This window comes from Pseudomonas sp. ArH3a, assembly GCF_022648765.1.
Taxonomy (GTDB): domain Bacteria; phylum Pseudomonadota; class Gammaproteobacteria; order Pseudomonadales; family Pseudomonadaceae; genus Aquipseudomonas.
Genome location: NZ_CP080330.1, coordinates 1,343,017 through 1,356,392 on the forward strand (window position 1 = coordinate 1,343,017; position 13,376 = coordinate 1,356,392).

The 13,376-nt window shown below is 59.9% G+C and carries 17 protein-coding genes; 10 read left to right on the forward strand and 7 right to left on the reverse strand.

Translation table 11 applies throughout. The features are described from left to right. Positions 1 to 2: 2 nt before the first annotated feature. Entirely contained in the window at positions 3 to 1,055 is a 1,053-nt protein-coding gene (hisC, locus tag K0P33_RS06070) for a histidinol-phosphate transaminase (RefSeq protein WP_094950442.1), read from the forward strand. A 65-nt stretch (positions 1,056 to 1,120) separates the two neighbouring features. On the opposite strand, the gene K0P33_RS06075 is transcribed toward hisC, so the two are convergent. After that, the gene (locus K0P33_RS06075) at positions 1,121 to 2,395 is read right to left on the reverse strand and encodes a uracil-xanthine permease family protein (RefSeq protein ID WP_094953031.1); all 1,275 of its coding nucleotides are present in this window, start codon (positions 2,393 to 2,395) and stop codon (positions 1,121 to 1,123) included. Between the two features lie 2 nt (positions 2,396 to 2,397). Next, a complete protein-coding gene (gene upp, locus K0P33_RS06080; RefSeq protein WP_017138223.1) occupies positions 2,398 to 3,036 on the reverse strand; it encodes a uracil phosphoribosyltransferase in 639 nt (212 codons plus the stop codon). Positions 3,037 to 3,200: 164 nt separating this feature from the next. On the opposite strand from upp, the gene K0P33_RS06085 reads away from it, so the two are divergent. Together K0P33_RS06085 and K0P33_RS06090 are read left to right on the forward strand one after the other, a co-directional pair. Continuing rightward, a complete protein-coding gene (locus K0P33_RS06085) occupies positions 3,201 to 3,758 on the forward strand; it encodes a hypoxanthine-guanine phosphoribosyltransferase (RefSeq protein ID WP_034102221.1) in 558 nt (185 codons plus the stop codon). Between the two features lie 3 nt (positions 3,759 to 3,761). Continuing rightward, the gene (locus K0P33_RS06090) at positions 3,762 to 4,247 is read left to right on the forward strand and encodes a WbuC family cupin fold metalloprotein (RefSeq protein WP_094953030.1); all 486 of its coding nucleotides are present in this window, start codon (positions 3,762 to 3,764) and stop codon (positions 4,245 to 4,247) included. On the opposite strand, the gene K0P33_RS06095 is transcribed toward K0P33_RS06090, so the two are convergent. Then, positions 4,233 to 5,426, reverse strand: a complete 1,194-nt coding sequence (locus K0P33_RS06095; protein ID WP_242154479.1) for a M20 aminoacylase family protein — start codon at positions 5,424 to 5,426, stop codon at positions 4,233 to 4,235. The two genes, K0P33_RS06090 and K0P33_RS06095, sit on opposite strands and share 15 nt — an antisense overlap. 162 nt (positions 5,427 to 5,588) lie before the next feature. Between K0P33_RS06095 and K0P33_RS06100 the strand changes: the two genes are divergently transcribed. Beyond that, positions 5,589 to 6,074, forward strand: coding sequence for a hypothetical protein (locus K0P33_RS06100; RefSeq protein ID WP_094953028.1), 486 nt, complete (start codon positions 5,589 to 5,591; stop codon positions 6,072 to 6,074). A 162-nt stretch (positions 6,075 to 6,236) separates the two neighbouring features. Then, complete coding sequence (locus K0P33_RS06105; protein ID WP_094953027.1) at positions 6,237 to 6,524, forward strand: PA4642 family protein; 288 nt, start codon at positions 6,237 to 6,239, stop codon at positions 6,522 to 6,524. Positions 6,525 to 6,620: 96 nt separating this feature from the next. Here K0P33_RS06105 and mqo read toward each other — a convergent pair whose 3' ends face one another. Together mqo and K0P33_RS06115 are read right to left on the reverse strand one after the other, a co-directional pair. Beyond that, a complete protein-coding gene (mqo, locus tag K0P33_RS06110; RefSeq protein ID WP_094953026.1) occupies positions 6,621 to 8,129 on the reverse strand; it encodes a malate dehydrogenase (quinone) in 1,509 nt (502 codons plus the stop codon). Between the two features lie 724 nt (positions 8,130 to 8,853). Further along, positions 8,854 to 9,087 (reverse strand): hypothetical protein, encoded by a 234-nt coding sequence (locus tag K0P33_RS06115; RefSeq protein ID WP_242154481.1) that lies wholly within the window; start codon positions 9,085 to 9,087, stop codon positions 8,854 to 8,856. A gap of 182 nt (positions 9,088 to 9,269) precedes the next feature. Here K0P33_RS06115 and K0P33_RS06120 point away from each other — a divergent pair, with 182 nt between their 5' ends. After that, positions 9,270 to 9,854 (forward strand): YajG family lipoprotein, encoded by a 585-nt coding sequence (locus K0P33_RS06120; protein ID WP_094953024.1) that lies wholly within the window; start codon positions 9,270 to 9,272, stop codon positions 9,852 to 9,854. A gap of 59 nt (positions 9,855 to 9,913) precedes the next feature. Here K0P33_RS06120 and K0P33_RS06125 read toward each other — a convergent pair whose 3' ends face one another. Next, positions 9,914 to 10,123 (reverse strand): hypothetical protein, encoded by a 210-nt coding sequence (locus K0P33_RS06125; protein WP_083360107.1) that lies wholly within the window; start codon positions 10,121 to 10,123, stop codon positions 9,914 to 9,916. Between the two features lie 183 nt (positions 10,124 to 10,306). Here K0P33_RS06125 and K0P33_RS06130 point away from each other — a divergent pair, with 183 nt between their 5' ends. Beyond that, positions 10,307 to 10,564 carry a hypothetical protein gene (locus K0P33_RS06130; protein WP_094953023.1) on the forward strand — a complete coding sequence of 86 codons (258 nt, stop codon included), beginning with the start codon at positions 10,307 to 10,309 and terminating at the stop codon, positions 10,562 to 10,564. A 122-nt stretch (positions 10,565 to 10,686) separates the two neighbouring features. Here K0P33_RS06130 and K0P33_RS06135 read toward each other — a convergent pair whose 3' ends face one another. After that, entirely contained in the window at positions 10,687 to 11,850 is a 1,164-nt protein-coding gene (locus K0P33_RS06135) for a 1-acyl-sn-glycerol-3-phosphate acyltransferase (protein ID WP_176462995.1), read from the reverse strand. Positions 11,851 to 11,981: 131 nt separating this feature from the next. Between K0P33_RS06135 and K0P33_RS06140 the strand changes: the two genes are divergently transcribed. The 3 genes from K0P33_RS06140 to K0P33_RS06150 are packed head-to-tail and all read left to right on the forward strand — an operon-like array spanning position 11,982 to position 13,093. Beyond that, a complete protein-coding gene (locus K0P33_RS06140) occupies positions 11,982 to 12,164 on the forward strand; it encodes a CPXCG motif-containing cysteine-rich protein (RefSeq protein WP_094953021.1) in 183 nt (60 codons plus the stop codon). A gap of 11 nt (positions 12,165 to 12,175) precedes the next feature. After that, positions 12,176 to 12,436, forward strand: a complete 261-nt coding sequence (locus tag K0P33_RS06145) for a DUF2007 domain-containing protein (protein ID WP_094953020.1) — start codon at positions 12,176 to 12,178, stop codon at positions 12,434 to 12,436. A gap of 36 nt (positions 12,437 to 12,472) precedes the next feature. After that, complete coding sequence (locus K0P33_RS06150; protein WP_094953019.1) at positions 12,473 to 13,093, forward strand: SOS response-associated peptidase; 621 nt, start codon at positions 12,473 to 12,475, stop codon at positions 13,091 to 13,093. Positions 13,094 to 13,376: the final 283 nt, after the last annotated feature.

Below are 13,376 nucleotides of genomic sequence, written 5' to 3' on the forward strand. Positions count from 1 at the left end.
ACATGAGCAAATTCTGGAGCCCCTTCGTCAAGGACCTCGTGCCTTACGTGCCCGGCGAGCAGCCGAAGCTGACCAAGTTGGTCAAGCTCAACACCAACGAGAACCCCTACGGCCCGTCGCCCAAGGCGCTCGCGGCGATGCAGGCCGAGTTGAACGACAACTTGCGCCTGTACCCGGACCCCAACAGTGACCTGCTCAAGCAGGCCGTGGCCAAGTATTACGCTATCGACGCTGGCAAGGTCTTCCTCGGCAACGGTTCCGATGAGGTCCTGGCGCACATTTTCCACGGCCTGTTCCAGCACGACTTGCCGCTGCTGTTTCCGGACATCAGCTACAGCTTCTACCCGGTTTATTGTGGCCTCTACGGCATCACGTCCGACCCGGTGCCGCTGGATGAGCAGTTCCAGATCCGTGTGGCGGACTACGCCAAGCCTAACGGCGGGATCATCCTCCCCAACCCGAACGCGCCCACCGGCTGTGTGCTGGCATTGGACGCCGTGGAGCAGATCCTCAAGGCCAGCCCGGATTCAGTGGTGGTGGTAGATGAAGCCTATATCGACTTCGGCGGTGAAACCGCTATCAGCCTGGTGGACCGTTACCCGAACCTGCTGGTGACTCAGACCCTGTCCAAATCGCGCTCACTGGCCGGTTTGCGTGTGGGCCTGGCGGTGGGTCACCCCGACCTGATCGAGGCGCTGGAGCGGGTCAAGAACAGCTTTAACTCCTATCCGTTGGACCGTCTGGCGATTGTCGGCGCGGCAGCGGCGTTCGAGGACCGTGAATATTTCGAGAAGACGTGCAAGCTGGTGATCGACAGCCGTAACAAGCTGGTCGCACAGCTGGAGGGTAAAGGCTTTGAAGTGTTGCCGTCGGCGGCCAACTTCATCTTTGCCCGTCACCCGCAGCACGATGCCGCCGGGTTGGCAGCCAAGTTGCGTGAGCAGGGTGTGATCGTGCGGCACTTCAAGCAGGCGCGGATTGCCCAGTTCTTGCGGATCAGCATTGGTACGCCAGAGCAGAACCAGGCGCTGATTGATGGGCTCGGGGAGCTTTAAGCTGCGCTGAAAAACAAGTGTGGGAGCTGGCAGGCCAGCTCCCACACTTATTTGCGTTGGGTCAGTTAGAGCAGCGGCTCATCCGGCTTCTTGTTTTTCCAACCATCATTACCCGGCAGCAGCAGGTTCAAACCAATCGCTACCACCGCGCACAGGGCGATGCCCTTGAGGCCGAAATCATCCGGGCCGGTGCCCGTACCCACCAGCACACCGCCAATCCCGAACACCAACGTCACCGACACAATCACCAGATTGCGCGCCTCCCCCAGGTCGATCTTGTGGCGGATCAGCGTGTTCATGCCCACAGCGGCAATCGAGCCGAACAGCAAGCACAGAATCCCGCCCATCACCGGCACCGGGATGCTCTGCAGCAGCGCCCCGAACTTGCCGATAAACGCCAGGCTGATGGCAAACACTGCCGCCCAGGTCATGATTTTGGGGTTGTAGTTCTTGGTCAGCATCACCGCGCCGGTCACTTCGGCGTAGGTGGTGTTCGGCGGGCCGCCAAACAGCCCAGCAGCCGTGGTGGCAATGCCGTCACCGAGCAGCGTGCGATGCAGGCCGGGCTTCTTCAGGTAGTCGCGACCAGTCACGCTACCCACCGCAATTACACCGCCGATGTGTTCGATCGCCGGGGCCAGGGCCACCGGGAGGATAAACAGGATCGCCTGCCAGTTGAATTCCGGCGCGGTAAAGTGGGGCAGGGCGAACCACGGTGCGGCGGCGATCTTCGCGGTGTCCACCACACCGAAGTAGAACGCCATGGCGAAACCCACCAGTACGCCGGAGATAATCGGCACCAGGCGGAAAATGCCTCTGCCGAATACCGCCACGATCAACGTGGTGAGCAGCGCCGGCATCGAGATCAGCATGGCTGTCTTGTAGGGGATCAGTTCGGCACCGTCGCCGCCTTTACCCATCGCCATGTTCGCGGCGATCGGCGCCATGGCCAGGCCGATGGAAATAATCACCGGCCCGATCACCACAGGTGGCAGCAGCCGGTCGATGAAACCGGTGCCCTTGATCTTCACCGCAGCGCCCAGGAACGTATAAACGAAACCGGCCGCCATCACCCCGCCCATCGTCGCCGCCAGGCCGAACTGCTGCTTGGCGAGAATGATCGGGGTGATAAACGCAAAGCTCGACGCCAGGAACACCGGCACTTGGCGGCCGGTGACCACTTGGAACAACAAGGTCCCCAAGCCTGCGGTAAACAGGGCGACGTTTGGATCGAGGCCTGTGATCAGCGGCATCAACACCAGCGCACCAAATGCTACGAAGAGCATCTGTGCGCCAGACAGGATCTGGCGCCAAAGCGGGTCGTTGAATTCATCCTGCATGCTCACGCGTCCTTCTGCTTGGTGCCGAAGATCTTGTCACCGGCATCGCCCAGGCCTGGGATGATGTAGCCGTGTTCGTTCAGGCGCTCATCAATCGACGCGGTGTAGATCTGCACGTCCGGGTGGGCCTTCTCGACGGCAGCAATGCCTTCGGGCGCAGCCACCAACACCATGGCACGGATGTCCTTGCAACCGGCCTTTTTCAGCAAGTCGATGGTGGCAACCATGGAGCTGCCGGTGGCGAGCATCGGGTCGATGATCATCGCCAAGCGCTCGTTGATTTCCGGGACGAGTTTTTCCAGGTAGGTGTGCGCCTGCAATGTTTCCTCGTTGCGGGCCACGCCGACGGCGCTGACTTTGGCGCCCGGGATCAGGCTGAGTACGCCTTCGAGCATGCCGATGCCGGCGCGCAGGATCGGCACCACCGTGATTTTCTTACCGGCGATTTTCTCCACCTGGACGGGACCGGCCCAACCGGGGATCTCGTAGGTTTCCAGAGGCAAATCTTTGGTAGCTTCGTAAGTGAGCAGCGCTCCGACTTCCTGAGCAAGCTCACGGAAGTTCTTCGTGCTAATGTCGGCACGGCGCATAAGGCCGAGTTTGTGTCTGATCAGCGGGTGGCGGATCTCGCGAGTGGGCATGGGAAAAGCTCCGGCGGCGGGCAAAAAAACCGGCCTAGATTAATCTATCCGAGGGTGTTGTCCTATAGACATCTAGTACGTTAGTCCATTAAGGCTTGATCGTTGCGCCTCACATGCGTACCTTTGCCCGCTTTTCTTGCCACAGCACCCCCTTGGAGAGCGCCATGTCTGCTGATCTCGAGCATATCCGTCAAATCATGCGCGAGGCTGACTGCCTGTACACCGAAGCGCAAGTCGAAGAGGCAATCGCCAAGGTCGGCGCTCACATCACACGCGAAATGGCCGACACCAACCCGGTGGTCTTTTGCGTGATGAACGGTGGCCTGATCTTCGCCGGTAAATTGCTGACTCACCTGCAGTTCCCGCTGGAAGCCTCTTACCTGCACGCCACCCGTTATCGCAACGAAACCACCGGCGGCGACCTGTTCTGGAAAGCCAAGCCGGAAGTCTCGTTCATCGACCGCGACGTGCTGATCATCGACGACATCCTCGATGAAGGTCACACCCTGGGCGCGATCATCGACTTCTGCAAACACGCCGGCGCGCGCAAAGTGCACACCGCCGTGCTGATCGACAAAGACCACGACCGCAAGGCTCGCCCGGACCTGAAAGCTGATTACGTCGGCCTGCCGTGCATCGACCGCTACATCTTTGGTTACGGCATGGACTACAAAGGCTACTGGCGTAACGCCAATGGGATCTTCGCCGTTAAAGGGATGTAACCCATGGCCCGCTTTCTTGATCAGTCCCTGTTCACCGAACTGGCCGAGAAAGCGGCCGCCAGCCCCCGTGGTCGGCACCACCACAACTTTCATCAGATGGAAGAGCCGTGCCATCGCCTGGCCGTTGGCCTGCAACTTGACACCTATGTGCCGCCGCATCGGCACCTGAGCGCGGACAAGGCGGAAACCCTGCTGGTGCTCAAGGGCAGCCTGGGCGTGTTGGTGTTCAGCGACACCGGCGAGGTCATCGCCAAGCGCGTGATGCAGGCGGGCGGTGAATGCTCGGGCGTTGACCTGCCCCCCGGCGTGTTTCATGGTTTGGTGGTGCTGGAGCCCGACAGCGTGATGTTCGAGTGCAAAGCCGGGCCGTATCGCCCGGTAGGCGAGGGCGAGTTGGCTGACTGGGCACCCCGCGAAGGCGATGCCGAGGTGGAACGCTATCAGGCATGGATGCGCTCACAATTTGATTGGGTTTCAGCTCAGCGGTAGCCCTTGTTCGACCAGTGAGGCCAACAGGCCGGCGCCCAGTGGAATAACGCTGTCATTGAAGTCATAACGGTCATTGTGCAGTTGGCAATGACCGACCCCTTCGCTTGGCGAGCCACCCTGGCCGAGATAAATATAGGCGCCCGGCCGCTCCTGCAGCATGTATGAGAAATCTTCGGCGCCCATGGTGAGTGGTTCGTTGCACCTCACGTTGGCTTCGCCAACCAGGCTTCGTGCAACCTCAGCGGCAAACAGCGCCTGCTCAGTGTGGTTGACGGTTGCGGGGTAACCTCGCTGATAGTCATAGCTGGCGGTGGCGCCAAACGCGGTTGCAACACCCTGGGCGATTTCACCGATGCGCCGTTCCAGGAGGTCTCGATTGGCGCTGGTAAAACTACGCGCGGTTCCGATCATCTTCACGTGGGCGGGGATAACGTTGTTAGCGTTAAGTTGACTGGTTTGCAGGCTGGCCACCGTCACTACACCGGACTCGAGTGGGTGCAGGTTGCGACTGACGATGCTTTGCAATGCAACAACGATATGGCTGGCAGCCAGTACCGGGTCGATTGCCGCGTGAGGGATCGCCGCGTGGCCGCCAAGGCCGGTGACGATAATTTCAAAGCTGTCGGCCGCCGCTTCCACCGGCCCCGGCTGCACGGCGATGACCCCGGCGGGGTAGTCGGGGTTGTTGTGCAGTGCATACACCGAATCCATTGGGAATTGTTTGAACAGCCCTTGTTCAATCATCACTTTGGCGCCGCCGCCGCCTTCTTCGGCGGGCTGGAAGATCACGATCACTTTGCCACTGAACCGGCGTGTCTGCGCCAGATAGCGCGCCGCCGCCAGCAACATCACCGTATGCCCGTCGTGCCCGCAGCCGTGCATCAGGCCTGGGTGGATGGAACGGTGCGCGAAATCATTGGCTTCGACCATGGGCAGGCAGTCCATGTCGGCACGCAGGCCCATGCTCCCGCCGGGTTGTGCGCCTTCAATGATGCCGATAACCCCGGTGCCGGCCAGCCCTCGATGGACTTCGATACCTTGCTGTTGAAGAAAGTCAGCAACAATTGCGCTGGTACGGTGCTCATCGAAACCCAGCTCTGGATGGGCGTGGAGATCGCGCCTCAAGGCGGTAAGTGCTTGAAGATGGGCCTGGATGGCGTCAACAGGATGGGTGGTCATGGGCGGGACTCTTGTTATTTTGATTGAGCTGGAAAATCTACAGCGTTCAGGCGTTCTTTCAACCATGGTGGCTTGATTCAATGCAACCAGAGGTGTCAGGGGTTATCTCGGCCGTTTATGCGTGATCTGCGTGCTAGCATGGTTGCCCCTTTGGAGGTGTAAATGAGAGCGTTGATTTGCAGCTGCGCCGCCCTGGCGCTGACCCTCAGCCTGCCCCTCGCGGCGGCCCCCGCGCCGATGCACAGCCAATTCCTGCCGCCGGACGACCTCACCCTGCGCGCCGACATCCCTGACCAGCAGCAACTGCTGCAAGTCACCGAGTACGCGGTGGTGGTGGGCAACCAGCGGCAATCGACCCAGCAGCCGATCCCGGTGACGTCGCCGTTGATGATCCGCCTCAAGGGCAAGTCCTTGAACAAAGGCGCGACCATCAGCCAGGTGGTGCTCAATTTTGATGCTGAAAGCAAAAGCCTGAAAAAACCGGTGTTCGATGACACCAGCAAAACCCTGACCTTGTCCTACCCACTGGCGCAGTACCGCGTGATTGTCGACCTGCTGCGCAATGACACGGTGTATGTGCAGTTCCTCAGTTATGCCAACGGGCATATCTGGGCGGACCTGCACACCGGCGCCGTTCGCGCAAAGTAATTAAGCCGGCACACGCTCATCCATGTGAATGCAGTCAATGTGGGCGCTGGCTTGCCTGCGATGGCAAGCCAGCGCCCACATGAGTGTTTGGTTGTTTTCGAAGGTGGTGTCTGGCAGGTAGACTTCCTCTCCCGTGTAAATGTCTGCAGGCTGGAGTCGGTAATGCGTAAAGATAAGAAACAGGTGATTGGTGACGAGATCGGCGACGACCAGATCAAGTTGTTCCTGGACTTCGAGCCGGTTGATGCGACTTCACCGTCCCTGCACAAACTGATCAAGGCCTACCGCGGCCTGCGTATCGACGACTTCGAGCGCTTCCTGGGCTTTTTCAAGCAAGCAGGCCTGGATCTGGACGGCAAGGACGAGCATGGCCAGACGTTCGTCGAGTTGATCAAGGACCAGCGTAACGCTGCCGAGTACATCGCGCTGATCGACAACGCTCGCAGCTGATTATCCGAGACATAAAAAAACGCCCCGAGGGGCGTTTTTCTGATGGTTCCCACGCTTTGCGTAGGAATGCATCCTGTGACGCTCTGCGTCAGGTCCTCAAGCGTAGCTTTCGGCTTCGTTGCTTTGCTCAACCAGTTCCAGGCTGATGTTGTTCTGCGTATTGATCTTGCGGTACAGCTCGGCGTCAGTCTCGAGGATTTTCTCCCGGGCCGGGAAGATCTCGTGCAGCTTGGCTGCCCACTCACCGGCCGTCTTCTCTGGGAAGCAACGCTCGATCAGTTCCAACATGATCGAGACGGTCACCGAAGCGCCCGGGGATGCGCCCAACAACGCCGCCAGCGAGCCGTCTTTGGCCGCAACCAGCTCGGTGCCGAATTGCAGCACACCGCCTTTTTTCGGGTCTTTCTTGATGATCTGCACCCGTTGGCCAGCCACTTCCAGGCGCCAGTCTTCGGCTTTCGCCTCGGGGTAGAAACGGCGCAGGGATTCCAGGCGTTGCTCCATCGACTGGCGCACTTCGCTGACCAGGTATTTGGTCAGGTCCATGTTGTCGCGGGCCACGGCTAGCATCGGGCCGATGTTGCCGGCACGAATTGACAGTGGCAGGTCCAGGAACGAGCCGTGCTTGAGGAACTTGGTGGTGAAGCCGGCGTATGGCCCGAACAGCAGGGACTTCTTGCCATCCACCACGCGCGTGTCCAAGTGCGGCACGGACATCGGCGGCGAACCCACGGCGGCCTGGCTGTAGACCTTGGCCTGGTGGTGCTTGACCACTTCTGGGTTGTCGCAACGCAGCCACTGGCCGCTGACTGGGAAGCCGCCGAAACCTTTGCTTTCTTCGATGCCCGAGGCTTGCAGCAACGGCAGGGCCGCGCCACCGGCGCCGAGGAACACGAACTTGGCGTCCACTTCACGGCTGTTGCCGCTGTTGACGTCCTTGATGCTCACGGTCCAGCCCGCGCCGTTACGCTTGAGGCCAGTGACGCGCTTGCTGTACTTGACCTGGGCATCCGGTGCGCTGGTCAGGTGCGACAGCAGTTGGTTGGTCAGGGCGCCGAAGTTGACGTCGGTGCCGTTCATCACGCGGGTGGCAGCGATTTTTTCGTCGAGCGGGCGGCCCGGCATCATCAGCGGCATCCACTCGGCCATTTCGCTGCGGTCTTCGGTGTAGTGCATGTCCGAGAACGCGTGGTGCTGGCTGAGGGTTTCAAAGCGCTTCTTGAGGAAGGACACGCCTTTGTCGCCCTGCACGAAGCTCAGGTGCGGCACCGGGCTGATAAAGGATTTGGACGAGCCAAAGGTGCCTTTTTTGGTCAGGTACGCCCAGAACTGCTTCGACACCTCGAACTGGGTGTTGATGTGCACAGCTTTCTTGATGTCGATGGAGCCATCGGCGGCCTGCGGTGTGTAGTTCAGCTCACACAGCCCGGCGTGGCCGGTACCGGCGTTGTTCCACGGGTTGGAACTTTCCGCGGCACCCGAATCCATCAGCTCAACGACTTCCAGCTTGAGGCCGGGGTCGAGCTCTTTGAGCAGTACGGCCAGGGTGGCACTCATGATGCCGGCCCCTACCAGAACTACGTCGACTGCTTCGTTATGCGCCATTTAACGCGTCTCCAAAATCTGCAGCACCAAATTGACGGCATGGCTGCCAGGAGTGACGGGGCGGTTCACGTGTTGCCCCAGGTTACCCATGGCCAGGATCGCCATGTCCGTTTCGCAATTCTTTGCAACTTCAGCGCACGCTTCCTGCCGGGCTAATCTGCCTATGAACGCATTCATGGGCGCCTGTGGCAATTCGACTTATGGTCAACGCGTGCGATTTGTGCAACCAATCCGTAGCGGACAGGCTCAAGCTCCGGTGTTTGAGGAGTACTCGGTCCTGTGTGGTTGGGCTGTTACAGACGCTGATGGTGCTTGTACAAACGCAAAACTATTCATTTGCTCGCCACACTCTTGTGAAGTTGTGAAAACCCGTTTTTTCACGCTCTTTTGAAGACGTGAACCTCAAAAAAGGGCTGCCCCAGCCTGGCACCTGGCCCGCAAACCTCTGCCGACACGCGGCAAAACGGGCAAACAACTCAAGTGGCCGAGCGCAATGGCAGCTCTGGCAGATTCGGTAAGGCGGGTGGTTTGCAAAGAAAACAGCAAGCGCGCCAGCTTCACTCGATCTGTGTGGGCGGCTCTCTGTGGGCGATTTGGGGGTTAATACCGAGGCATTAACGATGCTGCGAGGCCCGATCAGGAGACGTCCTTATAATCGGGGGGAGATTGTAGCGAAGAACGCCAGGGAAATGGGCGTGTTTTATGACTTTAATTCGTGTCTCGGTCAGGAGGCCAACGCATGCCGGGTTTGCGCGTGCGTAACTTTCGGGCTGACCCGGGCGCTCGCTGGCAGCGGGCGGTGCATCCAGGCCAGGTGGGTCTCTGCGACCTCCACCCAGCCTTCACCGACGGGCGGCAAGCTGCACTGCTTGAAGGCCTGGCAATGGCCGCGGGCGTCCAGCAGGGCATAGTGGCGATGACGGGCGCGGGGCATGAACAATGACTTGAGAAGGCGCATGGCTTTGTACCTGTTACGTTACATGCTTGAAGGTTGCCAGTGTGCCATGACACTGGAATGACGGATTTATGTGAAATTGTAATTTCAGCATGCCTTCAGCTGCCGTTCAGGATGGCTGGTGGGTGGCGCGTGCGCACCGTTATACTGGCGGCCTGTTTGCATCTAGTCCTGGAGAAATGAGTATGTTGCAACGCCTGTTGTTCGGTTTGATCACTGTGACCAGTTTGACCCTGGTTGGCTGCGCCAACAGCCCGCAACAACTCAGCCCGCAACCTAAAGTCACCGCGCAGTTGGCGCCTGTCGGCCATGGCCAGCCGGTGTCGGTGCGTGTAGTGGATGGTCGCCCGTCGCCGACCCTGGGTTCGCGCGGTGGCCTGTACCCGGAGACCGCGCTCATTTCGGTCACCGGTCAAGACGTGCTGCCCAAGCTGCAAGCCCAGGCTGAAGCCGCCGTGCGCCTGCTGGGCTTCACCCCGGCCAACTCGCCGGGCGCGCCTCAGTTGACCATCACCCTGGCCGAGCTGAAATACCAGTCGCCCAAAGATGGCCTGTATGTGACTGAAGCCTCCATCGGCGCAACGTTCAAGTCCGACGTCAGTGCCGGTACCCGTCGCTACAGTGGCCGCTACGGCGCTTCGCTGAACCAACGCTTCGGTATGTCGCCGAACCAGGAAACCAACACCAAGTTGGTCAGCGATGTCCTGAGCGACGCCCTGACGCGCCTGTTCAAAGACCCAAGCATCGGTCAACTGCTCAGCTCGCAGTAATACCGTTCAACAAAAAGCCGGGCTCAGCGATGAGCCCGGCTTTTTTATGCTTGTTGCGTTCATGCAGCTGTTTCGACATAAAAGTCCAGCACACTCACGCCAGTGAGCAAGTCCAGCTCCGGCAAGTCGGCATGCTGGTGCCCGCCCAGCGCGCAATACACCAGCCAGTGGCGATCCTGAACGTTAAACGCCAAGCCGCCGACCAGCGCCTCTTGCTCATCGGTCTGGGCGATCAGATACAGCCGATCCTGGTTCTGCGCATGCAACATGACAAGCTCCCGAACGTTCGAAGGGCAACAGAGTGGCCTGTTAAGGTGACGTTCAGGTGACGCTGTAAATTACTGGATACATTGATCGTACATGGGGGATGGAACGTTTCTGCGGCAGGAGGCCAATATCGTTCAGGTTTGTATCTGAATGGATACCAGAACACTGTACCACTGAGGTTTGCGATGGCGCTGCCCGCACTGCTGATCAATGCTGTGGCTTTATTGGTAGCCTGCCCGGGTGCAGCGCTGCTGTTCATTACCCGCCTGCGCGAGCAACGCGCACTGGCTGACCTGAGCGCGCAAAGCGAAGAGCGCGCGATCGATCAACCGATGTTGTTTCTGGATGTGCGCACCGAACGGGCGCATCGCCTGGCTTACCGCGTCGGGTTTGCCTGCCTCGGGCTGGCGCTGGTCGCTTCTTGGCTCAGCACCCGTTTGTAAAAACACTGCAAAACTAAATGTGGGAGCGGGCTTGCCCGCGATAGCAGTGTGTCAGTCGATAGATTCGATTCTGACACACCGTCATCGCGGGCAAGCCCGGCTCCCACATTTTGTCCCGGTGTTTACAGCGGGATGCCCGCTTTAACCCGATATTGATTACGCACTGGCGTCGCATACTGCACCACCAGAAACGGCCGGTGCTCAGCCGGGCACTCGTTCAAACGCCGCTCCCACTCCGCCTTCGCCTTGGCCAACTCATCAGCCGGGAACACCTCGGCCGCTGTCGGCACCTGCAATTGCGGGTCGGCGTCGCTCCACTGCGCGTACGCCAGGTAGTGCACCGGGAACAAGCGATAGCCGCCGAGAATCTGCCGGTCCATTTCCACCGCCAGCAGTTTGGTGTCTTCAAAACGCTCGGTAATCGGCGGCGCAAAGTTCACATGCACACGGCCCTTGTAGCCGGTGATGCCCAAGGCAATGCTCACATCATCCTCGCCCGGCGCCTTGCTGTAGGTGCCAGTGGTGGCGCGGATATACAGCTCGCGGGCCTTGGCCGTGTCGCACGGGTCGTATTCATAGCTGATCGACACCGGCGTCAGGTTCAACGACTGGATCACCTCGGCAAACGGCTCGTCCTTGCGGCTGACGTGGAACATCTTGAGGATCGCCGACTCGGTGCGATCATCCCCGTCCTTGGCACGGCCTTCGGCCTGGGCGATCCAGATCGACTGGCAGTCGTTGCGGATCGAATGGTTGATGTAGGCCGACAGCAGGTTATACGCCGCCATCTTTTCCTTTCGCCCGGTGATCGAGCGGTGCACGATAAAGCTCTTGTTCAGGCGCATCAGGTCGCTGACGAACGGCTTTTGCAGCAGGTTGTCGCCGATAGCGATACGCGGCGTCGGCAGACCGGCGTGGTACACGGCATAGTTGACGAAGGCTGGGTCCATCACGATGTCGCGGTGGTTGGCCAGAAACAGGTAGGCGGTGCCGGACTTGAGCTGCTCGACGCCGGTATAAGTGACGCCGTCGGTCGCGCGATCAATGGTGTGGTCGACGTAATATTCGACTTTGTCCTGCAGCGTTGCCACGGTGGTGACGCCGGCGAACTCACGGCGCAGCTTGCGGGCGATCATCGGCTTGAGCAACCAGCCCAAGGCGCCGGCAAAGCGCGGAAAGCGGAAGTGGGTCAGGATGTCCAGAAAGGCCTTGTCACTGAACAGACGTGCCAGCACTGCCGGGACTTCGCTGTCGTTGTAAGGTCGGATGGTATCGAATTCGCCCATCATGCTCTCTTGTTAGAAACGGCTAGGGTAAGTAAAGGAAGTATCAGGGTGCGGCCGCAATATTGGCTCTGCCGTGAATAGCCCTGTAAATAGACCGGCGATTATACGCACAAGTCACCTGGGAGACCGCGATGCTGGAAACCGAGTCGTACGATTGTCCTTATTGTGGTGAACCGGCCGAGGCCGTGCTGGACCTTTCCGGCGGCGATCAGTCATACATTGAAGACTGCCCGGTGTGTTGCCGGCCAATTATCTTTGATCTGCAGGTACACGATGAAGAATGGATGCTCACGGTCCGCAGCGAGAACGAGTGACAGGTACGCCCATGCAGCGAATCTATGAACCGGAAAACCTGATGGAGGGCGAGCTGCTGCAACAGATGCTCGCCAGCGAAGGCATCGAGGCGCACCTGGTGGGGCGCCATTTGCTCGGTGGCACCGGCGAATTGCCGATTTTCGGCCTGCTCGGGCTGGAAGTGGACAACGACCAGGCCGCCTACGCCCGTGAGCTGATTACCGCTTACAACGGTGCGCAACCGCTGCCCGGCGATGAACCCGACAGCTTCCCCGACGTATTGGTCTGTTAGGCTGTCGGTCGGTTTACCCAAGAGTCGTGTTACCCCATGTGTGGACGTTATGCCCTGTTTCGCTGGAACCCTACGTTTGCTGCCTTGCCGGGCTTTCCGGCCGACCAGCAGGCCCAGTGGAACATCTCCCCGAATGATTCGGTGCTGATCCAGCGCTTGAGCGAAGGCCAGCACACCCTGGCGCGCGCCCGCTGGGGCCTGACGCCGCCCTGGCTGACCGACCTTTCCCGCACCCCAGCCCACGCCCGCGCCGAAACCCTGGCCGAGCAACCGATGTTCCGCGAAGCCTTCCGCCAGCGCCGCTGCTTGCTGCCGGCCAACGGTTTTTACGAATGGCGCGGCACCCAGCGCAAGCGACCCTACTGGCTGACGCCGGGGGAGGGGTCGACGCTGTTTTTTGCGGCAATCTGGGAAGCGTATCCGGTGCAGGAACAGGTGTGGCTGAGTACGGCGGTGGTGACCCAGGCGGCGCAGAGCCAGCGGCGGCCGTTGATCCTCGATGCTGCGGGGCAAGAGGCCTGGCTGAATCCGCAGACGCCGTTGCATGTGTTGCAGGGGTTGTTGGCCGGTGAGCCGGCTGCGCTGCGCGAGCGGGTTCTGGCCAATATGGTCAATGATCCGAAGCTCAATGGGCCTGAATGCCTGACCCCAGGCTGAGGTTGGATTCACGGGCCTCATCGCAGCATAGGTATCTACGCAACTGCTGGTGAACGCAAAATCTGTAGCTGGCGAGCTTTTGTGGCGAGCGGGCTTGCCCGAATGCCGTTCAGCTAAGCGCATATCCCCTGTGGGAGCGGCGGTGCGACGATTCGACTTGCTCGCGAAAGCGGTGGGTCAGTCAACATCAATGTTTACTGGGCCGACGTCTTCGCGAGCAAGCCCGCTCCCACTTTGACTGTATTCACAGATCCAAGCGTGGGAGCTGGTTTGCCTGCGATAG

Coding starts and splice junctions, on each gene's coding strand:
- hisC (WP_094950442.1), top strand. CDS start 3: ATGAGCAAATTCTGGAGCCCCTTCGTCAAGGACCTCGTGCCTTACGTG.
- K0P33_RS06075 (WP_094953031.1), bottom strand. CDS start 2,395: ATGCAGGATGAATTCAACGACCCGCTTTGGCGCCAGATCCTGTCTGGC.
- upp (WP_017138223.1), bottom strand. CDS start 3,036: ATGCCCACTCGCGAGATCCGCCACCCGCTGATCAGACACAAACTCGGC.
- K0P33_RS06085 (WP_034102221.1), top strand. CDS start 3,201: ATGTCTGCTGATCTCGAGCATATCCGTCAAATCATGCGCGAGGCTGAC.
- K0P33_RS06090 (WP_094953030.1), top strand. CDS start 3,762: ATGGCCCGCTTTCTTGATCAGTCCCTGTTCACCGAACTGGCCGAGAAA.
- K0P33_RS06095 (WP_242154479.1), bottom strand. CDS start 5,426: ATGACCACCCATCCTGTTGACGCCATCCAGGCCCATCTTCAAGCACTT.
- K0P33_RS06100 (WP_094953028.1), top strand. CDS start 5,589: ATGAGAGCGTTGATTTGCAGCTGCGCCGCCCTGGCGCTGACCCTCAGC.
- K0P33_RS06105 (WP_094953027.1), top strand. CDS start 6,237: ATGCGTAAAGATAAGAAACAGGTGATTGGTGACGAGATCGGCGACGAC.
- mqo (WP_094953026.1), bottom strand. CDS start 8,129: ATGGCGCATAACGAAGCAGTCGACGTAGTTCTGGTAGGGGCCGGCATC.
- K0P33_RS06115 (WP_242154481.1), bottom strand. CDS start 9,087: ATGCGCCTTCTCAAGTCATTGTTCATGCCCCGCGCCCGTCATCGCCAC.
- K0P33_RS06120 (WP_094953024.1), top strand. CDS start 9,270: ATGTTGCAACGCCTGTTGTTCGGTTTGATCACTGTGACCAGTTTGACC.
- K0P33_RS06125 (WP_083360107.1), bottom strand. CDS start 10,123: ATGTTGCATGCGCAGAACCAGGATCGGCTGTATCTGATCGCCCAGACC.
- K0P33_RS06130 (WP_094953023.1), top strand. CDS start 10,307: ATGGCGCTGCCCGCACTGCTGATCAATGCTGTGGCTTTATTGGTAGCC.
- K0P33_RS06135 (WP_176462995.1), bottom strand. CDS start 11,850: ATGGGCGAATTCGATACCATCCGACCTTACAACGACAGCGAAGTCCCG.
- K0P33_RS06140 (WP_094953021.1), top strand. CDS start 11,982: ATGCTGGAAACCGAGTCGTACGATTGTCCTTATTGTGGTGAACCGGCC.
- K0P33_RS06145 (WP_094953020.1), top strand. CDS start 12,176: ATGCAGCGAATCTATGAACCGGAAAACCTGATGGAGGGCGAGCTGCTG.
- K0P33_RS06150 (WP_094953019.1), top strand. CDS start 12,473: ATGTGTGGACGTTATGCCCTGTTTCGCTGGAACCCTACGTTTGCTGCC.